Here is a 25,183-nt window from a genome sequence, read left to right as displayed (position 1 = left end):
GGATAATTCACCCTCTTCTGTTTGAAGAGGGTAATGATCACTCTGCCACTTTTTTCTTCGCCGCACGCTTTGCTTTGGTCGCTGCAGCTATTTTCTGCGTTTTCGCCGATGGCTTTTTCGCTTTTCTCGCGTCTTTCTTCGCCGCTTTCGGCTTCGTTTTTTTCTCACCGCGGAAGGCGCTGTCTGGCTCAAAGTTTACCTTTTTACCGACCTGACGACGCTTGCCGCCTTTTTTACCTGCATCGCCTTTTTTCGCTTTCTCGCGCGCCGTTTTACCGACGTTGCGCGGTGCGCGTTCGCTGGAGATCAGGCTAAAGTCGATTTTACGCTCGTCCATATTAACCGCTTCGACGCGAACTTCCACGCGATCGCCCAGGCGATAAGTCTGGCCGCTGGATTCACCCATCAGGCGTTGCCCTACCTGGTCAAAGCGATAGTAGTCATTGTCCAGCGAAGAGACATGGACCAGACCATCAATGAACAAGTCGTCCAGACGGACGAAGAAGCCAAAGCCAGTGACGCTGGAAATTACGCCTTTAAAGACGTTACCTACCTGGTCGAGCATGAAGTCACACTTCAGCCAGTCAGCTACATCGCGTGTTGCTTCGTCGGCACGACGTTCCGCCATCGAACAGTGCTGACCCAGTTGCAGCATCTCTTCCATCGAATAATGGTAACCACCGGTTTCAGTGGTATTGCCCTGATGCCCCTGCTCTTTCGCCAGCAGATATTTAATGGCGCGGTGCAGCGTCAGGTCAGGATAACGACGAATCGGCGAAGTAAAGTGCGCATAGGACTGCAACGCCAGACCGAAGTGACCACGGTTTTCCGGATCGTAAATCGCCTGTTTCATCGAGCGCAGCAGCATGGTTTGCAGCATTTCTGCATCAGGACGATCGGCAACCGACTCCAGTAGCTCCGCGTAATCACGCGGTTCCGGCTTGTTACCGCCCGGCAATTCCAGCCCCAGCTCCGCCAGCACTGAACGGAAAGAGGTAATTGCTTCGGTGCTCGGCTTGTCGTGAATACGGAACAGTGCTGGTTCCTTGGCTTTCTCAACGAAACGCGCCGCCGAGATATTCGCCAGAATCATACACTCTTCAATTAATTTGTGTGCGTCGTTACGCTGGGTCTGTTCGATACGTTCAATACGGCGTTCAGCGTTGAAAATGAACTTCGCTTCTTCGCTCTCAAATGAGATCCCACCACGTTCTTCACGGGCTTTATCCAGCACTTTATAGAGGTTATGCAACTCTTCGAGATGCTTAACCAGCGGGGCGTACTGCTCGCGCAGATCCTGATCGCCCTGCAGAATATGCCAGACTTTGGTGTAGGTCAGACGTGCGTGAGAGCTCATTACCGCTTCATAGAATTTGTAGCCAGTCAGGCGGCCTTTCGACGAAACCGTCATCTCGCACACCATACACAGGCGGTCTACCTGCGGGTTAAGCGAACACAGACCGTTAGAGAGCACTTCCGGCAGCATCGGGATAACCTGCGAAGGGAAGTACACCGACGTACCACGGTTACGCGCTTCTCTGTCCAGCGGCGTTGGAGGGCGCACATAGTAGCTGACGTCGGCAATCGCGACCCATAAACGCCAGCCGCCGCCGCGTTTTTTCTCGCAGTAAACCGCATCGTCAAAGTCACGGGCGTCTTCGCCATCAATGGTGACCAGCGGTAAATCGCGCAGATCAACACGGCCCGCTTTTGCTTCTTCCGGCACTTCTTCTTTCAGCCCGGCAACCTGTTGCTCAACAGCCTGCGGCCAGATGTACGGAATTTCATGGGTACGCAGAGCAATATCAACCGCCATGCCGGTGCCCATATTGTCGCCAAGTACTTCGACGATTTTACCCACCGCTTTGGTACGGCGAGTCGGGCGTTGGGTCAGTTCAACCACCACCACAAAGCCCATCCGCGCGCCCATGATCTGATCGGGCGGGATTAAGATATCGAAGCTCAAACGACTGTCGTCAGGAACCACAAAGCCGACGCCCGCTTCGGTAAAGTAGCGACCAACAATCTGGCTGGTTTTTGGTACCAGTACGCGGACGATACGCGCTTCACGACGACCTTTACGGTCAGCGCCCAGCGGCTGCGCCAGCACCTGATCGCCATGAATGCAGGTTTTCATCTGCTCGCTGGAGAGATACAAATCATCTTTACGCCCTTCAACCCGCAGAAAGCCGTAGCCATCACGGTGGCCAATAACGGTACCTTTCACCAGGTCGAGGCGTTCCGGCAGCGCATAGCACTGACGACGAGTGAAGACCAGTTGACCATCGCGCTCCATCGCGCGCAGGCGGCGACGCAGGCCTTCAAGCTGCTCTTCGCCTTCAATGTGCAGTTCTACCGCCAGCTCATCACGGCTGGCCGGTTTTTCACGTTTGGTTAAATGTTCGAGGATAAATTCCCGACTAGGGATGGGATTCGCGTATTTTTCAGCTTCGCGTTCCTGGAATGGATCTTGTGACATCTCGGTTCCTCCGTTGTCATCTCTGATGAAGATTTTCGTCACTCCACCAGCAATAATTTATAAAGCGGTTGATTCTCTTCAACCAAATCGGCAAGCGTGTAGTTATCCAGTTCCGTAAGAAAACTTTGCACGGCCTTAGAAAGCGCCTGTTTCAACCGACAGGCAGGTGTAATGTGGCAAAACTCACTGCTGCAATTCACCAGCGATAAGGGCTCCAGCTCGCGCACCACATCACCAATACGTATCGCACTCGCCGGTTTACCCAGACGAATGCCGCCATTTTTTCCACGAACAGCAGTCACGTAGCCGGCACGACTAAGTTGATTGATTATTTTGACCATATGATTACGGGAGACGCCGTAGACGTCAGTCACTTCAGAAATACTGGTCATCCGCCCTTCTGGCAATGACGCCATGTAGATCAGCGCACGTAATCCGTAATCAGTGAAACTCGTTAACTGCACATCAACCTCAAAAGGGAAATCGGGAAAAAATACATTTATATTGATGATAAACCAGCCACAAGCTGTGTCGCTAATTTATTTCAGTTCGGGGAAGGAAAAAAGCGAGGATTTAACACTGTGTCGGATAGCGTAATGGCTTACCCGACACAGCAATGTATCACACTGTTAGCCCGGCAGGCAAAATATCTGCCAGGCGTACCAGAATTACGCGTCGAACGGGTCGCGCAGAATCATGGTTTCAGTACGATCCGGACCGGTAGAGATGATATCGATCGGCACACCGGTCAGCTCTTCAATACGCTTGATGTAGTTCAGCGCCGCCTGCGGCAGGCCGCTACGATCTTTCACGCCGAAGGTGGATTCAGACCAGCCCGGCATGGTTTCGTAAATCGGCTCTACACCTTTCCAGTCGTCAGCTGCCAGCGGAGTGGTAGTCACTTCACGACCATCCGGCATACGGTAAGCCACGCAGAGTTTCACCTCTTTCAGGCCATCCAGAACGTCCAGCTTGGTCAGGCAGAAGCCAGACAGGGAGTTCAGCTGTACCGCACGACGAACGGCAACGGTGTCCAGCCAGCCGGTACGACGACGACGACCCGTAGTTGCGCCGAATTCGTTACCCTGCTTGCAGAGGAACTCGCCAGTTTCATCAAACAGTTCAGTCGGGAACGGACCTGCACCCACACGAGTGGAGTAAGCTTTGAGGATACCCAGAACGTAATCAACATAACGCGGGCCCAGGCCGGAACCGGTCGCCACGCCACCAGCAGTGGTGTTGGAAGATGTTACGTACGGATAAGTACCGTGGTCGATATCCAGCAGCGTACCCTGAGCACCTTCGAACATGACGAAATCGCCACGCTGACGCGCCTGGTCGAGCAGGTCAGAAACGTCAACCACCATAGAAGTCAGGATGTCGGCAACAGCCATCGTATCATCCAGAACTTTCTGGTAATCAACCGCTTCAGCTTTGTAGTAGTTAACCAACTGGAAGTTGTGATATTCCATCACTTCTTTCAGTTTTTCAGCGAAGGTTTCTTTGTCGAAAAGGTCGCCAACACGCAGACCGCGACGTGCCACTTTATCTTCATAAGCAGGCCCGATACCACGACCGGTGGTGCCGATCGCTTTCGCGCCACGCGCTTTCTCACGCGCGTTATCCAGCGCAACGTGATAATCAAGGATCAGCGGACATGCTTCAGACAGCAGCAGACGCTCACGAACGGGGATGCCACGGTCTTCCAGTTCTTTCATCTCTTTCATCAGCGCGGCTGGAGACAGCACAACACCGTTACCGATGATGCTGGTTACATTCTCGCGGAGAATACCTGATGGAATAAGATGGAGAACGGTTTTTTCACCGTTGATTACGAGAGTATGGCCTGCGTTGTGACCGCCCTGGTAGCGTACAACATATTTAGCCCGTTCAGTCAGAAGATCGACGATCTTACCTTTACCTTCGTCACCCCATTGGGTGCCCAGTACGACGACGTTGTTACCCATTTTTCAAAATCACCGTTTGCTTAAAAATGGATTCTACCATCGCTTTTTCAGAGTTACAGCACTTTTTGCACTCAAAAATGACCTCGATCAGTCTGTTTTTTGTTCAGCCAATCGTTTTCCTCAACATGTAGTAGACCACAACGCCCGCAACCACAAGTCCACCGCCAAAACGACGTAAAATATTATCGGGCAAATTGGTCATCGCAGAGATCATCTTCTTCCATGCCTTCGGGTAAAGCATCGGCCCTAAACCTTCCAGTACCAAAACCAGGGCAAGCGCCAGCCAGATTGTCGAATTCATTCATTATCCTTATAGAAAAAGAAAACCACCGACATCCCTGAGGATGCGGTGGCTTTATTGACCTGTACCGCAGTCGTTATATTAACGCGTTGCGGAAGTCGGCGTCTTCATGTAGCGGAAGAAATCGCTGTCCGGGCTCATGACCATCACGTCCTGATTGCCAGAGAAGCTGTTCTCATAAGCACGCAGGCTACGGATGAATGCGTAGAAGTCCGGATCTTTACTGAATGCATCAGCAAACAGTTTGGCTGCTTCGGCATCGCCTTCACCACGCATGATGCGGCCCTGACGCTCAGCTTCTGCCAGCGTTCTGGTCACTTCATAGTCGGCAGTCGCGCGCAGTTTTTCAGCTTCTTCCTGACCTTGTGAACGGTGACGACGCGCTACCGCTTCACGCTCGGCGCGCATACGGTTGTAGATCGCTTCAGACACTTCGGTCGGCAGGTTGATCTGCTTGATACGCACATCGACAACTTCAATACCCAGCGCCGCCATACTGTTCGGGTTGATGACCGGAACTTTGCCCTTCGTCTCAGCCGTTACGCGCTCTGCCGCTTCGGCAATGGCGTTATCTGCCGCCGGGGTAGTAACTTCATCTTCTGTACCCGCAGAACCGGAGTTCAGCGCGTCACGTACTTCGAGGGTCAGACGACCACGGGAATCAGTGACGATATCTTTCACGTCCAGGCGACCAATTTCAGAACGCAGACGGTCAGAGAACTTACGTTTCAACAGCACTTCCGCTTGCGAAATGTCGCCACCACCCGTTGCCAGGTAGTAACGGCTGAAATCGCTGATGCGCCATTTGATGTAAGAGTCGACGATCAGGTCTTTCTTCTCTTTGGTCACAAAGCGGTCGGCCTGGTTGTCCATGGTCTGAATACGTGCGTCGAGCATTTTCACCGTTTCAATGAACGGTATCTTGAAATGCAGACCCGGCTCATAAACCAGAGGTTTGTTGTCATCGTCACGCAGTACCTTACCAAAACGCAGCGTAATACCGCGCTCACCTTCTTTGACGACAAAGACAGACATGTAAAGCACTACCAGCACGATGATGATAATCGCGATAACTGACTTACGCATCGTTATTCCCCCTGACGCTGGTAGTCGTTACGCTGCGCGTTGGCGCGGCGTTGGTCCATAATATCGCCCTGACTGGTGGACGACGTGTTGCTTGCTCCACTGGTTGTGGAGGAAGAGGCTGGCGGCAGACGCAGCAGATTGCTGGCACCGTTATCGCTCTTCGCCGCAGGGGCGTTACCACCTTTCAGCATCTGGTCTAACGGCAGAACCATCAGGTTGCCACCTTTATCGTTAACCAGCACTTTGCGGGTGTTACCCAACACTTTTTCCATCGTCTCGATATACAGACGCTCGCGAGTAATTTCCGGCGCGGCTTTATATTCCGGCAGAAGTTTAGCAAAGCGCGCCACTTCACCCTGAGCTTCCAGGATGGTCTGGGCCTTGTACGCACGCGCCTCTTCGAGGATACGTTGCGCCTGACCGTTCGCACGCGGCTGAACTTCGTTGGTATACGCTTCTGCTTCACGAATGTATTGCTGTTCGTTTTCACGCGCGGCAATCGCATCGTCAAACGCCGCTTTTACTTCTTCCGGCGGACGAGCTGCCTGGAAGTTGACGTCCAGCAGAGTGATACCCATGTCATACGGACGAATCGTCTCTTCCAGTTCGCGCTGAGTATCGCTACGAATCACGGTACGACCTTCCGTCAGAATGCGGTCCATGGTGTATTTACCGATAACCCCACGCAGGGCACTGTCGGTAGCCTGACGCAGGCTGTCATCCGGGCTGGTCACGCTATACAGATATTTTTCCGGATTGGTGACGCGGTACTGCACGTTCATCTCAACGCGCACTACGTTCTCGTCCGACGTCAGCATCACACCAGAAGCGGCCAGTTCACGCACGGCTTCCACGTTCACCGGTTTGACTTCGTCGATAAACGTCGGTTTCCAGTTCAGACCCGGCTCAACCAGATGGCTGAATTTACCAAAGCGTGTTACCACGCCACGTTCGGCTTCTTTAATGGTATAGAAACCACTGGCCGCCCAGATAATGACAATCGCTGCCGCTGCGATGGTAACGACACGACCGCCAAGCTGCGGGCGCGGGCCTTGCGATGAACTGCCACCGCCAGATCCAGTGCCTTTACCGCCGCCCAGACCACCAAGCTTTTTGCTCAGCTTGCGGAAGATATCATCTAAATCAGGTGGCCCTTGATCGCGACCGCCTTTGTTTCCATTTCCCTCAGAGTTGCCGCCAGGTTTGCTGCTTCCCCACGGGTCGCGGTCTTGTCCGTTATTACCGGGCTGATTCCACGCCATGTTTGTGCTCCATATTTGTTATGCGGTGATCCCTGTTGTCTTTCGACGCCAGAGGATATGACTCCACGCTTCAGACGCTACGCCGTTAGATCAGGTAATCGATCAACGCCGGTTCTTGTTTACAGAGGCGACGCCAGTCAACGATCGGCATACGAACTTGCAGACTTACGCTGCCGTCCTCCTCCATCCACTCTTTTTCTATTGCCTGAAGCTGATAAAAACGACTTCTCAGACGCCCTTCCTGCGGTGGCAGACGCAATGTATGCTGCGCCACCTCGCCGGAAAGCCGCTCCGTCAAAGCCTGAAAAAGCTGTGGTATCCCCGCTCCGGTCTGTGCGGAAAGCCAGACACGGATCGGTTTGTTCTCTTCATCCCGATCAATACGCGGTTCGAAATCTTCCAGCATATCGATCTTGTTCATCACCAGCAGGGTTGGGATCTCGTGAGCGTCGATCTCTTCAAGAACCGTATTCACCGCTTCGATGTTTTCTTGTACACGTACATCCGCCGCATCAATGACGTGCAGCAGCAATGTGGCTTGCCGCGTCTCTTGTAACGTGGCTTTAAATGCCGCCACCAGATCGTGCGGCAGGTGGCGAATAAACCCTACGGTATCTGCCAACACGGTTTCACCGACATCCGCGACGTCAATACGCCGCAACGTCGGGTCGAGGGTGGCAAACAACTGGTCTGCCGCGTAGACCCGCGCTTCGGTGATGCGATTGAAAAGGGTAGATTTACCGGCGTTGGTATATCCCACCAGCGAAACAGTAGGAACGTCGGCTTTGATACGCGATTGCCGCCCCTGCTCACGCTGCTTTTCAACTCTTTCCAGGCGCGACTGTATCTGCACGATGCGATTACGCAACAAACGACGGTCGGTTTCGAGCTGGGTTTCACCCGGACCACGCAAACCAATCCCGCCTTTCTGTCTTTCAAGGTGGGTCCAGCCACGCACCAGGCGCGTAGCCAGATGGCGCAGCTGCGCCAGCTCAACCTGCAACTTACCCTCATGGGTACGCGCACGTTGGGCGAAAATATCTAAAATAAGGCCGGTGCGGTCGATGACACGACACTCGCACAAACGCTCCAGGTTACGCTCTTGCGCCGGGCTCAGGGCATGGTCAAAAAGAACGACCGAAGCACCCGTCGCTTTGACAGCTTCCGCAATTTCAACTGCTTTACCTTCACCTACAAAATACTTTGGGTGCGGCGCTTTACGGCTACCGGTAATCACCTGCAATGCTTCGACACCGGCGGAAGAGACCAGAGATTCAAACTCCTGGAGATCTTCCATATCTTTGTCTTGCGTAAAATAGATGTGTACCAGTACCGCCTGCTCACCAGCATCATAACGGTCAAACAAGCGTATAACCCTCTAAATAGATCAGCGGGGAACGCAGGATCGCTGGCTCCCCGTGTAAAAAAACAGCCCGAAACCTTATTCGGTTTCTTCGCTGTCCTGTTGCGCGGAAGTATTCTGCGCGCTGCTACCATGATGGTAGTTACTGCTGGTACCGCCACCGGCGTTGTTACTGTGATGAGAAACCGGGCGAGACGGGACAACAGTAGAAATCGCGTGCTTGTAAACCATCTGGCTGACCGTGTTTTTCAACAGGATCACGAACTGATCAAAAGACTCGATTTGCCCTTGCAGCTTAATACCATTCACCAAATAAATAGAAACTGGAACACGTTCCCGACGCAGTGCGTTCAGGAACGGATCTTGTAAAGATTGCCCCTTAGCCATTCTCTCTTTTCCTTATATGCTTATTTGTACTTTGAACCTTTCGATTCTGAAAAAATTGCGCACGATACGTCTCAATTGTACACATTCAGCCTGCGATAGCACCAACAACCTGTAATACTTCGTCACGCGCTTGTTCTGGTTTTTCACTGTCAAGCCAGTGAACCCCTTCCCAACCACGCAGCCAGGTTATCTGCCGCTTCGCCAACTGTCTCGTGGCGCAAACACCTCGATAAACCATTTCATCGTATGAGATTTCGCCTTCAAGGTAAGACCACATCTGGCGATAACCCACGCAACGAATGGAAGGCAAGTCCGTATGCAAATCTCCTCGGGCAAAAAGCGCCCGGACTTCTGCTTCAAAACCTGAAGCCAACATCTGATGAAAACGCTGCTCAATTCGTTGATGGAGCAGTTCACGGCTCGCCGGGGCGATGGCGAACTGATGCACCTGATACGGTAGAGCGTCTCCTGACGTTTGCGTCAGTTCCGTTAAAGTTTTACCCGAAATGAAAAAAACTTCCAGTGCCCGGGAAAGCCTTTGTGGATCATTTGGATGAATCCTTGCTGCCGCAACCGGATCGATCTCCTGAAGTTGACGATGCAATGACTCCCAACCTTGCTCTGCCGCCTGTTGCTCAATTCTGGCCCGCACTTCCGGGTCCGCCGACGGTAGCGGCGACAACCCTTCCAGCAATGCCTTGAAATACAACATCGTACCGCCCACTAACAGTGGGATCCGCCCCGCCGCGGTGATATCGGCCATTTCCGCCAGCGCATCGCGGCGAAAATCAGCAGCCGAGTAAGCCTGCGACGGATCGCGAATATCCAGCAATCGGTGCGGCGCGGCGAGTAACTCTTCAGCGTTCGGCTTCGCCGTCCCGATATCCATCCCTTTGTAAATAAGGGCAGAATCAACGCTTATCAACTCTACTGGTAAAATTTTACGCAGCTCAATGGCTAACGCCGTTTTACCGGAGGCCGTCGGCCCCATCAAAAAAATCGCCTTAGGCAGGCTCGCCTTACTGATATCACTCATCTTTCAGGGCTTTTATCGCCGGATGTAAATCAACAGATTGTAACAGACCACCCGGCGGCGTTTTCACAAGTTGCGGACATAACCGTTCCACGTCCGCCAGCAGGGTTATGGCCTGCGCCATTGACCACTGCGCATGTTCGCTCATCAGATTTCGTGCAATCCACTGCGCAATATTGCCAGGTTCGAATACGGACTGCTTCGCCAGGTAGCCTATCAGTTCAGGAATCAAGATTTGTAAATTTTGTTGGCGTAAGGGTAAAGGCACGGCCCTGATGGTCACATGCTGCGCATCGGACTGGAAATCAATACCCAATTCCGCCAGGGCAGACTGCGCTTTTTCTAATGCCGATTTTTCTTCACCAGAAACTTTTAGCCGCAGCGGAATCAGCAACGGCTGGGCGCAAACTGGCGCTTCACCCGGCGTCAGTTGCGCCTGACGCAGCCAACGTTCTGCCACTGGCAAGGCTAAAAGTGAAATGTTGCCGTCGCGCTCCAGCAACGCACAGTCGGAATGGACGATAGTCAGTACCCGACCAAAACTCTGACTGTTCGCCGCAAGTGCAGGTTCCTGCGGTTCTGGCGCTTTTGGTTTTTGCATCGGCGCGGGCGTTTGCAAAAGCTGGCGATACACTTCACCTTGCTGTTTCTGGTAACCTGGCTGCGCATTCGGCCAAGGGGCAGCCGGACGACTGCCTGAGGCGGGCGCAGGAGTGTAACGCGGAGCTACTGGCTCACGAACTGCCGGTTCAGCAAAATGATTGCGCCCCGCCGCCACGCGGTTTTCCGGGATGGCGCGCGGTGCAGGTTGTGGTTCATCGTCCAGCGGTAGCGGCGTTTCCAGTTGCTGTTGTAGCACGCTCAGCACGCCCTGATAGATAAAATCATGCACCAGACGCGACTGATGGAAACGCACTTCGTGTTTGGCAGGGTGCACGTTGACGTCCACCTGATGTGGGTCGATCTCCAGATACAGCACAAATGCCGGTTGCTGATCGGCCCCCAGTTTGTCTTCACAGGCCTGGCGGATCGCGTGATTGATCAGGCGATCGCGCATCATGCGACCATTCACATAGCAATACTGAATTTCCGCCAGTGCGGGCGTGGTGTGATTCGGATCTGCCACCCAGCCGCGCAGCGTAAGATCGCCGTGTTGCCATTCAATCGCCAGCGCTTGTTCGAGAAAAGCGGTGCCGCAAATCGCGCCTAAGCGCCGTTCTTTTTGCCCGCCTTCCGGCACTGCGCGGTACTGACGCACAATTTTACCGTTATGCGACAGGTTGATCGTGACGTCGAAACGCGCCAGCGCAATGCGGCGAATAATTTCATCGATATGGTTAAATTCGGTTTTCTCGGTGCGCAGGAATTTGCGCCGCGCCGGGGTGTTGTAGAACAGATCCAGCACCTCCAGCGTCGTTCCCACCGGATGCGCCGCCGGTTTTACCGTCACGTCCATATCGCGCCCTTCGGCATAGGCCTGCCAGGCTTCCTGCTGTTCTGCGGTACGTGAAGTGAGCGTCAGGCGGGAAACCGAACTGATACTCGCCAGCGCCTCACCGCGAAAGCCCAGGCTGATAATGGCTTCGAGATCGTCCAGAGAGGCGATTTTACTGGTGGCATGACGCGCCAGCGCCAGCGCCAGCTCATCTTTTTTGATACCGCAGCCGTTATCACGAATGCGGATAAGTTTCGCCCCACCGCGTTCGATATCAATATCGATACGCGTCGCACCTGCATCGAGGCTGTTTTCCACCAGTTCTTTGACTACCGACGCAGGTCGCTCGACCACCTCACCTGCGGCAATCTGGTTCGCCAGTTGTGGCGGTAAGACCTGAATTGGCATCAATAATCCTTAGTTTGGCAGCGTGCGATCTGGCGTCGTCACCGTACTGGCCGTTTGTGCCGCTGCACCCTGCGGCGCAGATTGCATCGGATGCGCAAGGAAATAATTGCGCAGGCCTTTGTAAATGGCTTCTGCCAGCTGTTGTTGGTAATCGTCGCTCGCCAGCAAACGTTCTTCGCTGTTGTTGCTGATAAAACCGGTTTCGACCAGTACTGACGGGATATCCGGCGAACGCAGAACACCAAGGCTGGCATGTTCTGGCCGACGTTTATGTATTTCGCCAATGCGTTGCAACTGACTGATCATACTGGTCGCTACATCATACCCTACCCGCTGGGAATGACCGAACTGTAAATCCAGCACCGCCTGGCTTAAATAGGGGTCAGACTGACTGTTCGCCAGCACATCGCCCGCTCCGCCCAGTAGCTCCGACTGTTTCTCGTGCTGCTCCAGCCAGCTGGCCATTTCGCTGTTGGCGCGACGGTTAGAGAGCACCCATACGGAAGCGCCAGTCGCACTGCGGTTCGGTGCGGCATCAGCGTGAATCGACACGAGGAAATTGGCGTTTTGCTTACGTGCCACATCGCTGCGCCCCATCACCGAGATAAAGTAATCCCCGTCACGAGTTAAAACGCCTTTAAACATCGGATCGTCATTGAGCAAAGTACGCAATTTACGTGCGATGGCGATGGTGACATTTTTCTCCCGCGTACCGCCGGGGCCGATAGCGCCAGGGTCCTGACCGCCGTGTCCTGCATCAATAGCGATGATAATTTTATCGCCAGTGTTAGCCGTCGCACGCGCTGCCGGACGCGTTACCGTATTACTGCTGATAACACCTGTAGTGCGGTTACTTTCCGTTTTAAACGGATTGCGCGCCGGTTCGCTGACGCGCGGTGCGACAACCGCAGGCGTTTCAACGCGTTTCGCAACCACAGGCGGCGGAGGAGGCGGTGGCGGCACATCGGCGTTAATCGTAAAGACGACAGTGTAATTGCTGCCATTCTGCCGCTTCACCGCTTCGGTTTTACCGTTTTCGGTAAGATCGACCACCAGCCGTAGCGTTTGTGCATCTTTAGGCGTTCCGGAGCGAATCGCCTTCACCAGATTATTGCCGCTAAACAACAACGGCAGCCCCTGAATTACCCCCGTTTGTTTGATATCGAGCGCCACGGTGCGTTTGCTTTGATGGCTAAACGCATAATCAGGATCGCCAATAAAACTCAACGTTATCCGCGCCTGTTGGTTGCCGTTAGAAACCTGAATATCAGAGAGCGTCGCGGCGCCCACCTGCGCGCAAAGCAGCAGCAACGTCGCTACCAACCAATTTCTGATGCGATACATCATCCCGCCACCTTTCAAAGGTTAACCGGCTAAACGCGCCAGCAACAATTCACCCGCAGAGGAAACCGCACTCACGCGCGCCTCACGGCCTTGTGCCTGATAATCAATGTGTATTTCGACATCCGGGTCAGGAAGAACACCTGTACCTTGTTGTGGCCACTCCACCAGGCAGATGGCATCGTTGGCAAAATAATCGCGGATCCCCATAAACTCCAGCTCCTCGGGATCGGCAAGGCGGTACAAATCAAAGTGATAAACCATTAAATTGTCGAGCGTATAGGGTTCGACCAGCGTATAAGTGGGGCTTTTGACATTACCCTGATGACCCAGAGCTTGTAAAAAGCCCCGGCTAAAGGTGGTTTTACCTGCGCCTAAATTGCCATACAGATAGATTACGGTTGCGCCATCGCAGGCTTTCGCTACCCGCTCGCCCAGGTCTAATGTTGCCTGCTCATCAGGGAGCGGAATTACTCGATTCATCATGGTTTTTATCAGTCACTTCCGGGTTAACAATACGCTGTAGCGTGGAAAAGAGATCGGTTGCCAGCATCCCGCGCGTTCCAAAACGCGCCGCCAGTACGTCAGCTGCCGCACCGTGCGCGACACAGCCCGCACAGGCTGCATCATACGGCGACAGTTTTTGCCCAAGCAATGCGCCAATAATACCAGAGAGCACATCGCCCATGCCGCCGCTCGCCATGCCTGCATTACCGGCATCAATAATGCCTAAAGCGTCAGGATGGGCGGCGACCACGGTTCCGGCACCTTTCAGCACCGCTACGCCGCCATAACGTTGTACCAGACGTTTAGCGCAATGTAAGCGGTCACTTTCAATTTCAGCGACGGAACAGCCTAACAACCGTGCGGCCTCGCCAGGATGCGGCGTGATCACGCGATTGTGACGCTTATCGGGATTGATTGCCAGTAGGTTCAATGCATCGGCATCCCACAACATCGGTTTGCGAAAATTCTCAACTTTTTGCAGGGCTTTTTTCCCCCACTCTTGCTGGCCCAGTCCGGGACCAATCACCAGCACATCGGCCCATTCCAGGCTTTCGGTAAGAGAGTCCATAGTCAGTTCATGCACCATCAATTCCGGTCGTGCAGTCAGTAGCGGCGCAATGTTTTCACTGCGGGTCAGTACTCGAACTAAACCAGCACCAGCACGCAGTGCCGCTTCCCCCGTCATACGAATAGCTCCCGCCGTGCCGTGATCGCCGCCAATAATCACCACTCTCCCGTGATCGCCTTTATGCGATGTCGGGCGACGCGGTTTCAGCCAGTGAGAAAGTTGTTCTGCCGAAAACCGCTGAATTTTCGTCTCCTGACCTGCCAGCCAGCTATCCAGCCCCAGTGAGTCAAAATGCAGTTGTCCGGTAACATCCCGCGCTTTTCCAGTGAGCAAGCCTGGTTTCAGCGCAATAAAAGTGATGGTGTGATCGGCGTTGATCACCGCGCCTGGCGTAGCGCCAGTTTCAGCCAGCAGGCCGGAAGGGATATCAACCGCCACAATCGGCGCAGGATGGGAATTAGCGTGGTCGATTAACTGGCTAATGGATTCGCGGGGTGCTTGCTGCAAGCCGGTACCGAGCAGCGCATCAACAATCAGATCTACCGATTCGGGCCAGACAATATTCGAAGCATGGATCTCGCCTCCCGCGTTTAACCATGATTCGCGTGCCAGCGCGGCCTCTTCCGGCAACGGTTTGTCACTTTCCTGGGCCAGCAGCGTGACCTCAATACCGACCGCTTTGGCCAATCGCGCGACCACGTAGCCATCGCCGCCGTTATTACCATGACCGCACAGCACCAGCCAGTGGCGGGCGTCAGGATAAGCCGTGCGACACACCTGGAATGCGGCTTCGCCAGCGCGAAGCATCAGCTCATAGAGTGTGAGTCCCAGTGCATCTGCCGCCTCGCGTTCTCCGCGGCGGATATCGTCGGCGTGCCAGACGGTGTGTGGTATACTTACGGGGTTTTTCTTCATTGTATGGTCCGTCATGTCAGAGCCCCTCGATCTCAATCAGTTAGCGCAAAAAATTAAACAGTGGGGGCTGGAACTGGGCTTTCAGCAGGTAGGTATTACCGATACCGATCTCAGCGAGTCCGAGCCCAAACTGCAAGCATGGCTGGACAAACAATACCACGGCGAAATGGACTGGATGGCGCGTCACGGTATGCTGCGCGCTCGCCCCCATGAGTTATTGCCCGGTACGCTGCGCGTGATCAGCGTGCGGATGAATTACCTTCCTGCTAACGCCGCATTTGCCAGCACGCTGAAAAACCCTAAGCTCGGCTATGTGAGCCGTTATGCGCTGGGCCGTGACTATCACAAACTTCTGCGCAACCGACTCAAAAAGCTGGGCGAGATGATTCAGCAACATTGTGTTTCGCTGAATTTTAGACCGTTTGTCGATTCTGCGCCTATTCTCGAGCGCCCGTTAGCTGAAAAAGCTGGGCTCGGCTGGACAGGTAAGCACTCACTTATCCTCAATCGCGAGGCCGGTTCATTCTTCTTTTTAGGCGAATTGCTGGTCGATATTCCGCTGCCCGTGGATCAACCAGTCGAGGAAGGATGCGGTAAATGCGTGGCCTGTATGACGATTTGCCCGACCGGAGCCATCGTCGAGCCATATACCGTCGATGCTCGCCGCTGTATCTCTTATCTCACCATCGAACTGGAGGGGGCGATCCCGGAAGAGTTGCGACCGTTAATGGGAAACCGTATTTACGGTTGCGATGACTGCCAGCTTATCTGCCCGTGGAATCGCTATTCGCAACTCACTACAGAAGACGATTTCAGCCCGCGTAAGCCGCTACACGCACCGGAACTCATTGAGTTATTCGCCTGGAGTGAAGAGAAGTTTTTAAAAGTCACGGAAGGTTCGGCGATTCGCCGTATAGGTCACCTGCGTTGGCTGCGTAATATCGCCGTAGCATTAGGCAATGCCCCCTGGGATGAAACGATTTTGACAGCGCTGGAAAGTCGTAAAGGTGAGCACCCACTTCTCGATGAGCACATAGCGTGGGCGATTGCGCAGCAAATCGAGAGGCGAAATGCGTGCGTGGTCGAAGTGCAATTACCGAAAAAACAGCGTCTGGTTCGGGTGATTGAAAAAGGGTTACCGCGTGACGCCTGATTCATCCACAGCTTGTGAATAAAAATAAAAACGCATTGCAATTCAAGCCGGAAAAAATCGTCAAGTGATCGATACGACAAAACGAAATCTTAATTTTTAACTTATCTATCAATAGGTTAAAAAAATACTATTCACCGTGCGAAGTTTCTTTGAAATTAAGATTACAGCCTGAGACTGTGGATAACTCTGTTTACAAGAGTTTGTCAGAGACAACAAAAACCAGCAATAACGCATCGCGTCGCTGTGGATATTTTATTGAGAGAAGAATTTGGAGCGGGAAACGAGACTCGAACTCGCGACCCCGACCTTGGCAAGGTCGTGCTCTACCAACTGAGCTATTCCCGCTTGGGTGGTCTGTGCTTTACAGCACTTTCAAATTTTGGAGCGGGAAACGAGACTCGAACTCGCGACCCCGACCTTGGCAAGGTCGTGCTCTACCAACTGAGCTATTCCCGCTTAATCTTCGTCTTTCGAACCGCTACTGCCTTGGCTGCCTTCACTCACCTTAGTCACTTACTTTTGTAAGCTCCCAAGGATTCGTTCAGTTGCCGCCTTGTCGCAATTCGAAATACTGCGATTGGGTGGTCTGTGCTTTGCAGCACTTTTCAAATTTTGGAGCGGGAAACGAGACTCGAACTCGCGACCCCGACCTTGGCAAGGTCGTGCTCTACCAACTGAGCTATTCCCGCGTACTACTTAATTTTGCTTTCGTAATTTTCGCATTTCTGCGTCGTTACGGGAGGCGCATTATACGAGAAATCTTTCCCTCTGCAACCCCCCTAAAAAATTTTTTTTGAGTTTTTATCTCAAATGCTGAAATTATCAGCAAGACGTTCAATTTAGCGTCAAAATCACGCCGCCGCAAGTGGATTACGGCGCTTACGTGACCAGGTAAAAATTTACAGCTTGATAAAATGCTCGCGGTAGTAAGCCAGTTCTGCCACCGACTCACGGATATCATCCATCGCCTGATGCGTCCCCTGCTTGGTAAAACCATCAAGAATTTCCGGCTTCCAGCGGCGCGCCAGCTCTTTCAGGGTGCTGACATCGAGATAACGGTAGTGGAAGTAGGCTTCCAGCTCCGGCATGTATTTAAACAGGAAGCGACGATCCTGGCCGATGCTGTTACCGCAAATCGGCGATTTTCCCGCAGGCACCCACTGTTTTAAAAATTCGAGCGTTGCCAGTTCAGCTTCACGATCGCCCATCGTGCTCGCTTTCACGCGCTCCACCAGCCCGCTGGCGGTATGGGTGCGCACGTTCCAGTCATCCATCAGCGCCAGCTGTTCATCAGACTGGTGTACTGCAATGGTCGGCCCTTCTGCCAGAATATTCAGGTTGGCATCGGTCACCAGCGTGGCAATCTCAATAATGCGATCGCGCTCGGGATCCAGACCGGTCATCTCAAGATCGATCCAAATCAGGTTGTTTTCATTGGCACTCATGCTATTTTCCACCCATTCACAGTGACTATATTGATCCACAATTGCGTGTATCATAGATGTTTTGCCCATCAGGGGCGACCAGGAGTCTGTACGATTGAGTAAAAATAAACTCTCCAAAGGCCAGCAGCGCCGCGTGAACGCCAATCACCAGCGTCGTCTTAAAACGTCTAAGGAGAAGCCCGACTACGACGACAATCTGTTTGGCGAGCCTGATGAAGGTATCGTCATCAGCCGCTTTGGTATGCACGCTGATGTGGAATCCGCCGATGGCGACGTTCACCGCTGCAATATTCGCCGTACCATCCGTTCGCTGGTGACCGGCGACCGCGTAGTCTGGCGTCCGGGTAAACCGGCGGCGGAAGGCGTAAATGTCAAAGGGATCGTGGAAGCGGTGCATGAGCGCACTTCAGTGTTAACGCGCCCGGACTTCTACGACGGCGTGAAACCGATTGCCGCCAACATCGACCAGATTGTCATTGTCTCCGCCATTTTGCCGGAGCTGTCGCTCAATATTATCGACCGTTACCTGGTGGCCTGCGAAACCTTGCAGATTGAGCCGATTATTGTGCTCAACAAGATAGACCTGCTGGACGACGAAGGCATGGCGTTCGTCAACGAGCAGATGGATATCTACCGCAATATCGGTTATCGCGTATTGATGGTTTCCAGCCATACTCAGGATGGGCTGAAACCGCTGGAAGAGGCGTTGACCGGGCGCATCAGCATTTTTGCCGGGCAGTCTGGCGTCGGCAAATCCAGCCTGCTGAACGCGCTGCTGGGGCTGCAAAAAGAGATCCTGACCAACGATGTCTCTGACAACTCGGGGCTTGGTCAGCACACCACGACCGCCGCACGACTGTATCACTTCCCGCACGGCGGTGATGTGATTGATTCCCCTGGTGTGCGTGAGTTCGGCCTCTGGCACCTGGAGCCGGAACAAATCACTCAGGGCTTTGTCGAATTCCATGACTACTTAGGTCTGTGTAAATATCGCGATTGCAAACACGATACCGATCCGGGCTGCGCTATCCGGGAAGCGGTTGAGGAAGGGAAAATCGCGGAAACCCGTTTCGAAAACTATCACCGTATTCTGGAAAGCATGGCGCAGGTAAAAACGCGTAAAAACTTTTCTGATACGGATGACTGACAATTAAGCTAACCGTCGTTAGAATCGTCCCCTTTTTTTCAGGATCCGGCATGTAGGCCGGATCAGGAACGACAAAACAATGGCCTGGAGGCTACCTTGTTAAATTCATTTAAACTTTCGCTACAGTACATTCTGCCGAAACTATGGCTTACTCGCCTGGCGGGTTGGGGCGCAAGCAAGCGGGCAGGATGGCTGACAAAACTGGTTATCGATCTGTTCGTTAAATACTACAAGGTCGACATGAAAGAGGCGCAAAAGCCGGATACCGCCAGCTACCGCACCTTTAACGAATTCTTTGTCCGTCCGCTGCGTGACGAAGTACGCCCAATCGATACCGATCCGAATGTACTGGTTATGCCTGCCGATGGCGTTATCAGCCAGTTGGGTAAAATCGAAGAAGATAAAATCCTGCAAGCCAAAGGCCACAACTACAGCCTCGAAGCCCTGCTGGCAGGCAACTATCTGATGGCGGACCTGTTCCGCAACGGTACGTTTGTGACCACTTACCTCTCCCCGCGTGACTACCACCGCGTACACATGCCGTGCAACGGTATTCTGCGTGAGATGATCTACGTGCCAGGCGATCTCTTCTCCGTTAACCATCTCACCGCTCAGAACGTGCCGAATCTGTTTGCCCGTAACGAACGCGTGATCTGCCTGTTCGATACCGAATTTGGCCCAATGGCGCAGATTCTGGTCGGGGCGACGATTGTAGGCAGCATTGAGACGGTCTGGGCGGGCACCATTACGCCGCCGCGCGAAGGCATCATCAAGCGCTGGACCTGGCCTGCCGGGGAAAACGACGGTTCTGTGGCACTGCTGAAAGGCCAGGAAATGGGTCGCTTTAAACTCGGTTCCACCGTTATCAACCTGTTTGCACCGGGTAAAGTGAATCTGGTTGAGCAACTGGAAAGCCTGTCTGTCACGAAAATTGGCCAGCCGCTGGCAGTATCTACCGAAACCTTTGTTACGCCAGACGCTGAACCCGCCCCGCTTCCTGCTGAAGAGATCGAAGCAGAACACGACGCCAGCCCATTGGTTGACGATAAAAAAGACCAGGTCTAATCCATCAAAGGAAACGCTGACGTGCGCCTGATTATCACTTTTCTGATGGCCTGGTGCCTCAGTTGGGGGGCGTACGCCGCGACGGCCCCCGATAGCAAACAAATCTCACAAGAACTGGAGCAGGCAAAAGCGGCGAAACCCGCGCAACCGGAAGTCGTAGAGGCGCTCCAGTCTGCCTTAAATGCGCTTGAGGAACGGAAAGGTTCCCTTGAGCGCATCAAGCAATATCAAGAAGTCATTGATAATTATCCGAAACTCTCCGCTACTCTGCGCGCGCAATTAAACAACATGCGTGACGAGCCGCGCAGCGTGTCACCGGGAATGTCTACCGACGCGCTGAATCAGGAAATTCTCCAGGTCAGTAGCCAGTTGCTGGATAAAAGCCGTCAGGCCCAGCAAGAGCAGGAACGCGCCCGCGAGATTGCCGATTCGCTGAATCAACTGCCGCAACAGCAAACCGATGCCCGCCGTCAGTTAAATGAAATCGAGCGCCGCCTGGGGACGCTTACCGGCAATTCCCCGCTCAATCAGGCACAAAATTTCGCGTTGCAGTCTGACTCCGCACGCCTGAAAGCGCTCGTCGATGAACTGGAACTCGCGCAGCTGTCCGCCAATAACCGCCAGGAATTAGCGCGCTTACGCTCAGAGCTGGCGGAAAAAGAGAGCCAGCAACTGGATGCGTATTTGCAGGCCTTACGTAATCAGTTGAACAGCCAACGTCAGCTTGAGGCGGAGCGGGCGCTGGAAAGTACCGAATTACTGGCAGAAAACAGTGCCGATTTGCCGAAAGATATCGTCGCGCAATTCAAAATTAACCGCGAACTATCGGCAGCGCTGAATCAACAGGCGCAGCGGATGGATCTCGTTGCCTCGCAACAGCGTCAGGCTGCCAGCCAGACGTTACAGGTCCGGCAGGCGTTGAATACGCTGCGTGAACAGTCGCAATGGCTGGGCTCGTCCAACCTGCTCGGCGAAGCGTTGCGGGCGCAGGTGGCACGGCTACCGGAAATGCCAAAACCACAACAGCTTGATACCGAAATGGCGCAGTTACGTGTGCAACGGTTACGTTATGAGGATCTGCTTAATAAACAGCCGCTGCTACGGCAAATCCATCAGGCCGACGGTCAGCCGCTGACCGCTGAGCAAAACCGTATTCTGGAAGCACAGCTACGCACTCAGCGTGAGTTGCTGAACTCATTGTTGCAGGGTGGCGACACGCTACTGCTGGAGCTGACCAAGCTGAAAGTCTCCAACGGGCAACTGGAGGATGCGCTGAAAGAGGTGAATGAAGCGACGCACCGCTATCTGTTCTGGACCTCTGACGTGCGCCCGATGACCATCGCCTGGCCGCTGGAAATCGCCCAGGATCTGCGTCGTCTCATTTCGCTGGACACCTTCAGTCAGTTGGGCAAAGCCAGTGTGATGATGCTGACCAGTAAAGAGACGATTTTGCCGCTGTTTGGCGCGTTGATTCTGGTCGGTTGCAGTATTTACTCGCGCCGCTATTTCACCCGTTTTCTTGAACGTTCGGCGGCGAAAGTCGGCAAAGTGACTCAGGATCACTTCTGGCTGACGTTACGCACTCTTTTCTGGTCGATTCTCGTCGCGTCACCGCTCCCGGTGCTGTGGATGACGCTGGGTTACGGCTTGCGCGAGGCGTGGCCTTATCCGCTGGCGGTCGCGATTGGTGATGGCGTAACAGCCACCGTGCCGCTGCTGTGGGTAGTGATGATTTGCGCCACCTTTGCTCGCCCGAACGGCTTGTTTATCGCTCATTTTGGCTGGCCGCGCGAACGGGTTTCCCGTGGGATGCGCTACTACCTGATGAGCATCGGGCTTATTGTGCCGCTGATTATGGCGCTGATGATGTTCGATAACCTCGACGACCGTGAATTCTCCGGTTCGCTGGGACGGCTTTGCTTTATCCTCATTTGCGGTGCGCTGGCGGTGGTCACTCTCAGTCTGAAAAAGGCCGGGATCCCGCTGTATCTCAACAAAGAGGGCAGCGGTGACAACATTACCAACCATATGCTGTGGAACATGATGATTGGCGCACCGTTGGTTGCCATTCTGGCGTCGGCGGTGGGTTATCTGGCAACGGCACAGGCGCTGTTAGCGAGGCTTGAAACCTCGGTTGCCATCTGGTTTTTGCTACTGGTGGTTTATCACGTTATCCGCCGCTGGATGCTGATCCAGCGCCGCAGGCTGGCGTTTGACCGGGCGAAGCATCGCCGGGCAGAGATGTTAGCGCAACGTGCGCGTGGCGAAGAGGAAGCGCATCATCACAGTAGCCCGGAAGGGGCAATTGAAGTCGATGAAAGCGAAGTCGATCTCGATGCCATCAGTGCGCAGTCCTTGCGGCTGGTGCGCTCAATTTTGATGTTGATCGCCCTGCTTTCGGTCATTGTGCTGTGGTCAGAAATCCATTCCGCTTTCGGCTTCCTCGAAAATATTTCGCTGTGGGATGTCACTTCCACGGTACAGGGCGTAGAAAGCCTGGAGCCAATTACCCTCGGTGCGGTGCTGATTGCCATTCTGGTGTTTATCATCACCACGCAGCTGGTGCGCAACCTGCCCGCGCTGCTGGAACTGGCGATTTTGCAGCACCTGGATTTAACGCCGGGTACGGGCTACGCCATCACCACCATCACCAAATATCTGCTGATGCTGATTGGCGGGCTGGTCGGCTTCTCAATGATTGGTATTGAGTGGTCGAAATTGCAGTGGCTGGTTGCCGCGCTCGGTGTTGGTCTCGGTTTTGGTTTGCAGGAAATTTTCGCCAACTTTATCTCTGGCCTGATTATCCTGTTCGAAAAACCGATTCGCATTGGCGATACGGTAACGATCCGCGATCTTACCGGCAGCGTGACGAAAATTAACACCCGCGCAACCACCATCAGCGACTGGGACCGTAAAGAGATAATCGTGCCGAACAAGGCGTTTATTACCGAGCAGTTTATCAACTGGTCGCTCTCTGACTCGGTCACACGCGTGGTGTTGACGATTCCGGCCCCTGCCGATGCCAACAGTGAAGAAGTGACGGAAATCCTGCTCACCGCAGCGCGTCGCTGCTCGCTGGTGATCGACAATCCGGCACCAGAAGTCTTCCTGGTGGATCTGCAACAGGGAATTCAGATTTTCGAGCTGCGTATTTACGCCGCTGAGATGGGTCACCGTATGCCGCTACGCCATGAAATCCATCAACTGATTCTGGCGGGCTTCCACGCCCACGGTATCGATATGCCATTCCCGCCCTTCCAGATGCGTCTGGAAAGCCTGAATGGTAAACAAACGGGGAGAACATTAACTTCTGCGGGCAAAGGTCGTCAGGCGGGAAGTTTGTAAGGTTTTGTGCCGGATGAACCCATCCGGCTCACAAACAAAACTGATAGCGCAGAAAAAACTGCCACAGCCAGTAGCCGAAAATAGCCAGCGCGGTGGCGTACATAAACCAGCCGCGTTTTTTTCGCCACAAAGCGAACCAGAGAAAAGGGAAAAAGAGCGGTAACGTCATTATCACACCGACATCGCGAGTATCGTCATCTTCGAGATACATCAAAACATCACAGACGTTGTTAATCCCGCGTCCATCAATCATCCACTCTTTGTCCAGCGCGGAGGTAATGGTTATCCAGAGGAACGCCACAATGAACCAGATGCAGCACAAGACAAACATGCGCGCACTCATGAGATAACCCGTAGTTTAATTTCGCTATAGCACATACGAAATCCCACTAATTCCCTGTCATTGCGCCCTATCGTCAGACAGACGATAGGGCATCGGGTTATTCCACCACCCACTGCGGATTTTTTGCCACTCTGCTGCAATAGTTCTGGTAAATCGCCATCGCTAACAGCGAGAAGAAGACAGGGCCGCCAATCATCCACAATGTGCTGTCCCAGTCTCCGGCTTCAACCACAGGTTGAATGATGGTGAAGACGTTCGCAAATGTCACCACCAGAACGACAATCACCGTCGCAATCATTGCCGACATACGCGTTTTGAAAATCACAAATGGTCTGTCGAGATCCTGACGTGCTTTAAAGAATGGGAAAGCCAGCGCGAGGAACAGGTAAGGAAGCGTCATAGACACGTTCGCCATCAGCGTCAGCTTGTTAAAGAACGCCGATGCGGTACCGCCACCAAACGAAACCAGCAGGATGAAGACAGTAACCAACCCGCACTGCATCCACATGGCGATAGACGGCATCCCCATCGCATTCAGGCGCGTCATCGGTTCCGGCCACAACGCTTTCGGCGTCCCCTGGATGATGGCTTTCAGCGGTGAATAGCAAAGCGTAAAGAACGCACCGGTATAAGCGAGGAACATCGAAAGTCCGGTAATACGCGCAAACCATACGCCCAGCGACAATGACGCTTCTGGTGACAAATGCAGTGCGTTACCCAGCGTCACCCCGAGGCTCTTCATCAGCACATAGGTAATATTGCCGAGGTTAACGGAACCATTACTTAATACCTGCTGCCAGTTTGTGCTGACGCCCCATAAAAATATTGCCAGCGAATAACCGATTGAAATAACAATAGCGGCAAAAACAATACCTTTGGCAAAGTTCTTTTCTGGATTTTCCGTTTTATCGACCAGACCACCAACCGCTTCAATTCCGCCATAGGCAAAAATAGCAAATACCACAAACGATAGCATTGCCAGACCGGACTGATAACCTGGGTTCGGTGATGCAAGGAAATTAATATCCTGCGCGAAATGCCCACCATTTAATAACAAAATAGTAATGCTTACTAACAGCAATACTAAATTCAGACACATTACTGCAATACCGCCCACCGCAGTAATGCGGGCAATTTTATTAATCCCCTTTGAAGCAACGACGGTGACCAGAATCATCCATGCCACTGCCAGCAGACCAACCACCTGCGTAGGCTCCAGTCCGGTAATACGCCAGTGCTGGGTCATGTCGCTACCATAGAGGAATGTTGAGAACGGTACCCAAACTTTCGCGGAGGTACTCACCATCCAGATGATATAAGAGGAAAACCACATAAATGTACCAATGAAGGCAAAACGTGGTCCGACACTATTATTCATCCAGGAATAGATACCACCTTCTTCTTTGCGATAAGCAGCTCCCATTTCAGCCATCATTAAGGCGAATGGAATAAAGAATAACAATGCAGAAAATATATAAAAGGGAATCGCACTATAACCCATTAAGTAATAAGCCGATGGGCTATTGGCAAATCCAAATACGGAAGTAAAGATCATCAATATGAGTCCTATCAGACTCATCTTTTTTATCGTGTGAGGCATGAAACCATCCTTCATTTCAGCGCGTGTATAAAA

21 protein-coding genes and 3 tRNA genes are annotated in these 25,183 nt (G+C 53.2%); 4 read left to right on the top strand and 20 right to left on the bottom strand.

Annotation, left to right across the window (positions count from 1 at the left end):
- Positions 1-37 precede the first annotated feature (37 nt).
- The 13 genes from rnr to nnr form a co-directional block, all read right to left on the bottom strand.
- Complete coding sequence (rnr, locus tag ACJHYR_RS19645) at positions 38-2,479, bottom strand: ribonuclease R (protein ID WP_000076316.1); 2,442 nt, start codon at positions 2,477-2,479, stop codon at positions 38-40.
- Between the two features lie 38 nt (positions 2,480-2,517).
- The gene (nsrR, locus tag ACJHYR_RS19640) at positions 2,518-2,943 is read right to left on the bottom strand and encodes a nitric oxide-sensing transcriptional repressor NsrR (RefSeq protein ID WP_001177639.1); all 426 of its coding nucleotides are present in this window, start codon (positions 2,941-2,943) and stop codon (positions 2,518-2,520) included.
- Between the two features lie 204 nt (positions 2,944-3,147).
- Entirely contained in the window at positions 3,148-4,446 is a 1,299-nt protein-coding gene (gene purA, locus ACJHYR_RS19635; protein ID WP_000527955.1) for an adenylosuccinate synthase, read from the bottom strand.
- A gap of 103 nt (positions 4,447-4,549) precedes the next feature.
- Complete coding sequence (locus ACJHYR_RS19630; protein WP_001089295.1) at positions 4,550-4,747, bottom strand: DUF2065 domain-containing protein; 198 nt, start codon at positions 4,745-4,747, stop codon at positions 4,550-4,552.
- Between the two features lie 81 nt (positions 4,748-4,828).
- Positions 4,829-5,833, bottom strand: coding sequence for a protease modulator HflC (hflC, locus tag ACJHYR_RS19625; protein WP_001232412.1), 1,005 nt, complete (start codon positions 5,831-5,833; stop codon positions 4,829-4,831).
- 2 nt (positions 5,834-5,835) lie between these two features.
- Complete coding sequence (hflK, locus tag ACJHYR_RS19620; protein WP_000312488.1) at positions 5,836-7,095, bottom strand: FtsH protease activity modulator HflK; 1,260 nt, start codon at positions 7,093-7,095, stop codon at positions 5,836-5,838.
- A gap of 85 nt (positions 7,096-7,180) precedes the next feature.
- Positions 7,181-8,461 carry a ribosome rescue GTPase HflX gene (hflX, locus tag ACJHYR_RS19615; RefSeq protein ID WP_000460360.1) on the bottom strand — a complete coding sequence of 427 codons (1,281 nt, stop codon included), beginning with the start codon at positions 8,459-8,461 and terminating at the stop codon, positions 7,181-7,183.
- Between the two features lie 75 nt (positions 8,462-8,536).
- Positions 8,537-8,845, bottom strand: coding sequence for an RNA chaperone Hfq (hfq, locus tag ACJHYR_RS19610; RefSeq protein WP_001051883.1), 309 nt, complete (start codon positions 8,843-8,845; stop codon positions 8,537-8,539).
- 85 nt (positions 8,846-8,930) lie between these two features.
- Complete coding sequence (miaA, locus tag ACJHYR_RS19605) at positions 8,931-9,881, bottom strand: tRNA (adenosine(37)-N6)-dimethylallyltransferase MiaA (protein ID WP_001280339.1); 951 nt, start codon at positions 9,879-9,881, stop codon at positions 8,931-8,933.
- Positions 9,874-11,721, bottom strand: a complete 1,848-nt coding sequence (mutL, locus tag ACJHYR_RS19600; protein ID WP_001122471.1) for a DNA mismatch repair endonuclease MutL — start codon at positions 11,719-11,721, stop codon at positions 9,874-9,876. The genes miaA and mutL overlap by 8 nt, the downstream gene beginning before the upstream one ends.
- Positions 11,722-11,730: 9 nt before the next feature.
- Positions 11,731-13,068 carry an N-acetylmuramoyl-L-alanine amidase AmiB gene (gene amiB / locus ACJHYR_RS19595; protein WP_001577575.1) on the bottom strand — a complete coding sequence of 446 codons (1,338 nt, stop codon included), beginning with the start codon at positions 13,066-13,068 and terminating at the stop codon, positions 11,731-11,733.
- Between the two features lie 18 nt (positions 13,069-13,086).
- Positions 13,087-13,548: a tRNA (adenosine(37)-N6)-threonylcarbamoyltransferase complex ATPase subunit type 1 TsaE gene (gene tsaE / locus ACJHYR_RS19590; protein ID WP_001586582.1), complete on the bottom strand. Its 462-nt coding sequence runs from the start codon at positions 13,546-13,548 to the stop codon at positions 13,087-13,089.
- Positions 13,520-15,067 (bottom strand): bifunctional ADP-dependent NAD(P)H-hydrate dehydratase/NAD(P)H-hydrate epimerase, encoded by a 1,548-nt coding sequence (nnr, locus tag ACJHYR_RS19585; RefSeq protein WP_001316031.1) that lies wholly within the window; start codon positions 15,065-15,067, stop codon positions 13,520-13,522. The genes tsaE and nnr overlap by 29 nt, the downstream gene beginning before the upstream one ends.
- Here nnr and queG point away from each other — a divergent pair.
- On the top strand, positions 15,066-16,205 hold the full coding sequence (queG, locus tag ACJHYR_RS19580; protein ID WP_001294215.1) for a tRNA epoxyqueuosine(34) reductase QueG: 1,140 nt from the start codon (positions 15,066-15,068) through the stop codon (positions 16,203-16,205). The two genes, nnr and queG, sit on opposite strands and share 2 nt — an antisense overlap.
- Here the strand turns inward: queG and ACJHYR_RS19575 are convergent.
- From ACJHYR_RS19575 to orn, 5 genes are all read right to left on the bottom strand, one after another.
- Positions 16,188-16,241, bottom strand: a complete 54-nt coding sequence (locus tag ACJHYR_RS19575) for a hypothetical protein (RefSeq protein ID WP_010723271.1) — start codon at positions 16,239-16,241, stop codon at positions 16,188-16,190. The genes queG and ACJHYR_RS19575 overlap by 18 nt on opposite strands.
- A 233-nt stretch (positions 16,242-16,474) precedes the next feature.
- Positions 16,475-16,550 (bottom strand) — tRNA-Gly (locus tag ACJHYR_RS19570).
- 35 nt (positions 16,551-16,585) lie between these two features.
- A tRNA-Gly gene (locus ACJHYR_RS19565) sits at positions 16,586-16,661 on the bottom strand.
- Positions 16,662-16,818: 157 nt separating this feature from the next.
- Positions 16,819-16,894 (bottom strand) — tRNA-Gly (locus ACJHYR_RS19560).
- 210 nt (positions 16,895-17,104) lie between these two features.
- Positions 17,105-17,650 (bottom strand): oligoribonuclease, encoded by a 546-nt coding sequence (orn, locus tag ACJHYR_RS19555; protein WP_001295188.1) that lies wholly within the window; start codon positions 17,648-17,650, stop codon positions 17,105-17,107.
- A gap of 94 nt (positions 17,651-17,744) precedes the next feature.
- On the opposite strand from orn, the gene rsgA reads away from it, so the two are divergent.
- The 3 genes from rsgA (at position 17,745) to mscM (ending at position 23,207) form a co-directional block, all read left to right on the top strand.
- Positions 17,745-18,797 (top strand): small ribosomal subunit biogenesis GTPase RsgA, encoded by a 1,053-nt coding sequence (rsgA, locus tag ACJHYR_RS19550; RefSeq protein WP_000041970.1) that lies wholly within the window; start codon positions 17,745-17,747, stop codon positions 18,795-18,797.
- A 96-nt stretch (positions 18,798-18,893) separates the two neighbouring features.
- The gene (asd, locus tag ACJHYR_RS19545) at positions 18,894-19,862 is read left to right on the top strand and encodes an archaetidylserine decarboxylase (RefSeq protein ID WP_000934920.1); all 969 of its coding nucleotides are present in this window, start codon (positions 18,894-18,896) and stop codon (positions 19,860-19,862) included.
- Between the two features lie 21 nt (positions 19,863-19,883).
- Positions 19,884-23,207, top strand: a complete 3,324-nt coding sequence (gene mscM / locus ACJHYR_RS19540) for a miniconductance mechanosensitive channel MscM (protein ID WP_001236793.1) — start codon at positions 19,884-19,886, stop codon at positions 23,205-23,207.
- Positions 23,208-23,235: 28 nt separating this feature from the next.
- On the opposite strand, the gene ACJHYR_RS19535 is transcribed toward mscM, so the two are convergent.
- Positions 23,236-23,550, bottom strand: coding sequence for a YjeO family protein (locus tag ACJHYR_RS19535; protein WP_001276175.1), 315 nt, complete (start codon positions 23,548-23,550; stop codon positions 23,236-23,238).
- Positions 23,551-23,647: 97 nt separating this feature from the next.
- A complete protein-coding gene (gene yjeM, locus ACJHYR_RS19530; protein WP_059327965.1) occupies positions 23,648-25,150 on the bottom strand; it encodes a glutamate/gamma-aminobutyrate family transporter YjeM in 1,503 nt (500 codons plus the stop codon).
- Positions 25,151-25,183 lie beyond the last annotated feature (33 nt).

It is taken from the genome of Escherichia sp. WS1450 (assembly GCF_046487395.1).
Lineage (GTDB): Bacteria > Pseudomonadota > Gammaproteobacteria > Enterobacterales > Enterobacteriaceae > Escherichia > Escherichia coli.
This window is presented reverse-complemented; position numbering and strand designations above follow the sequence as displayed.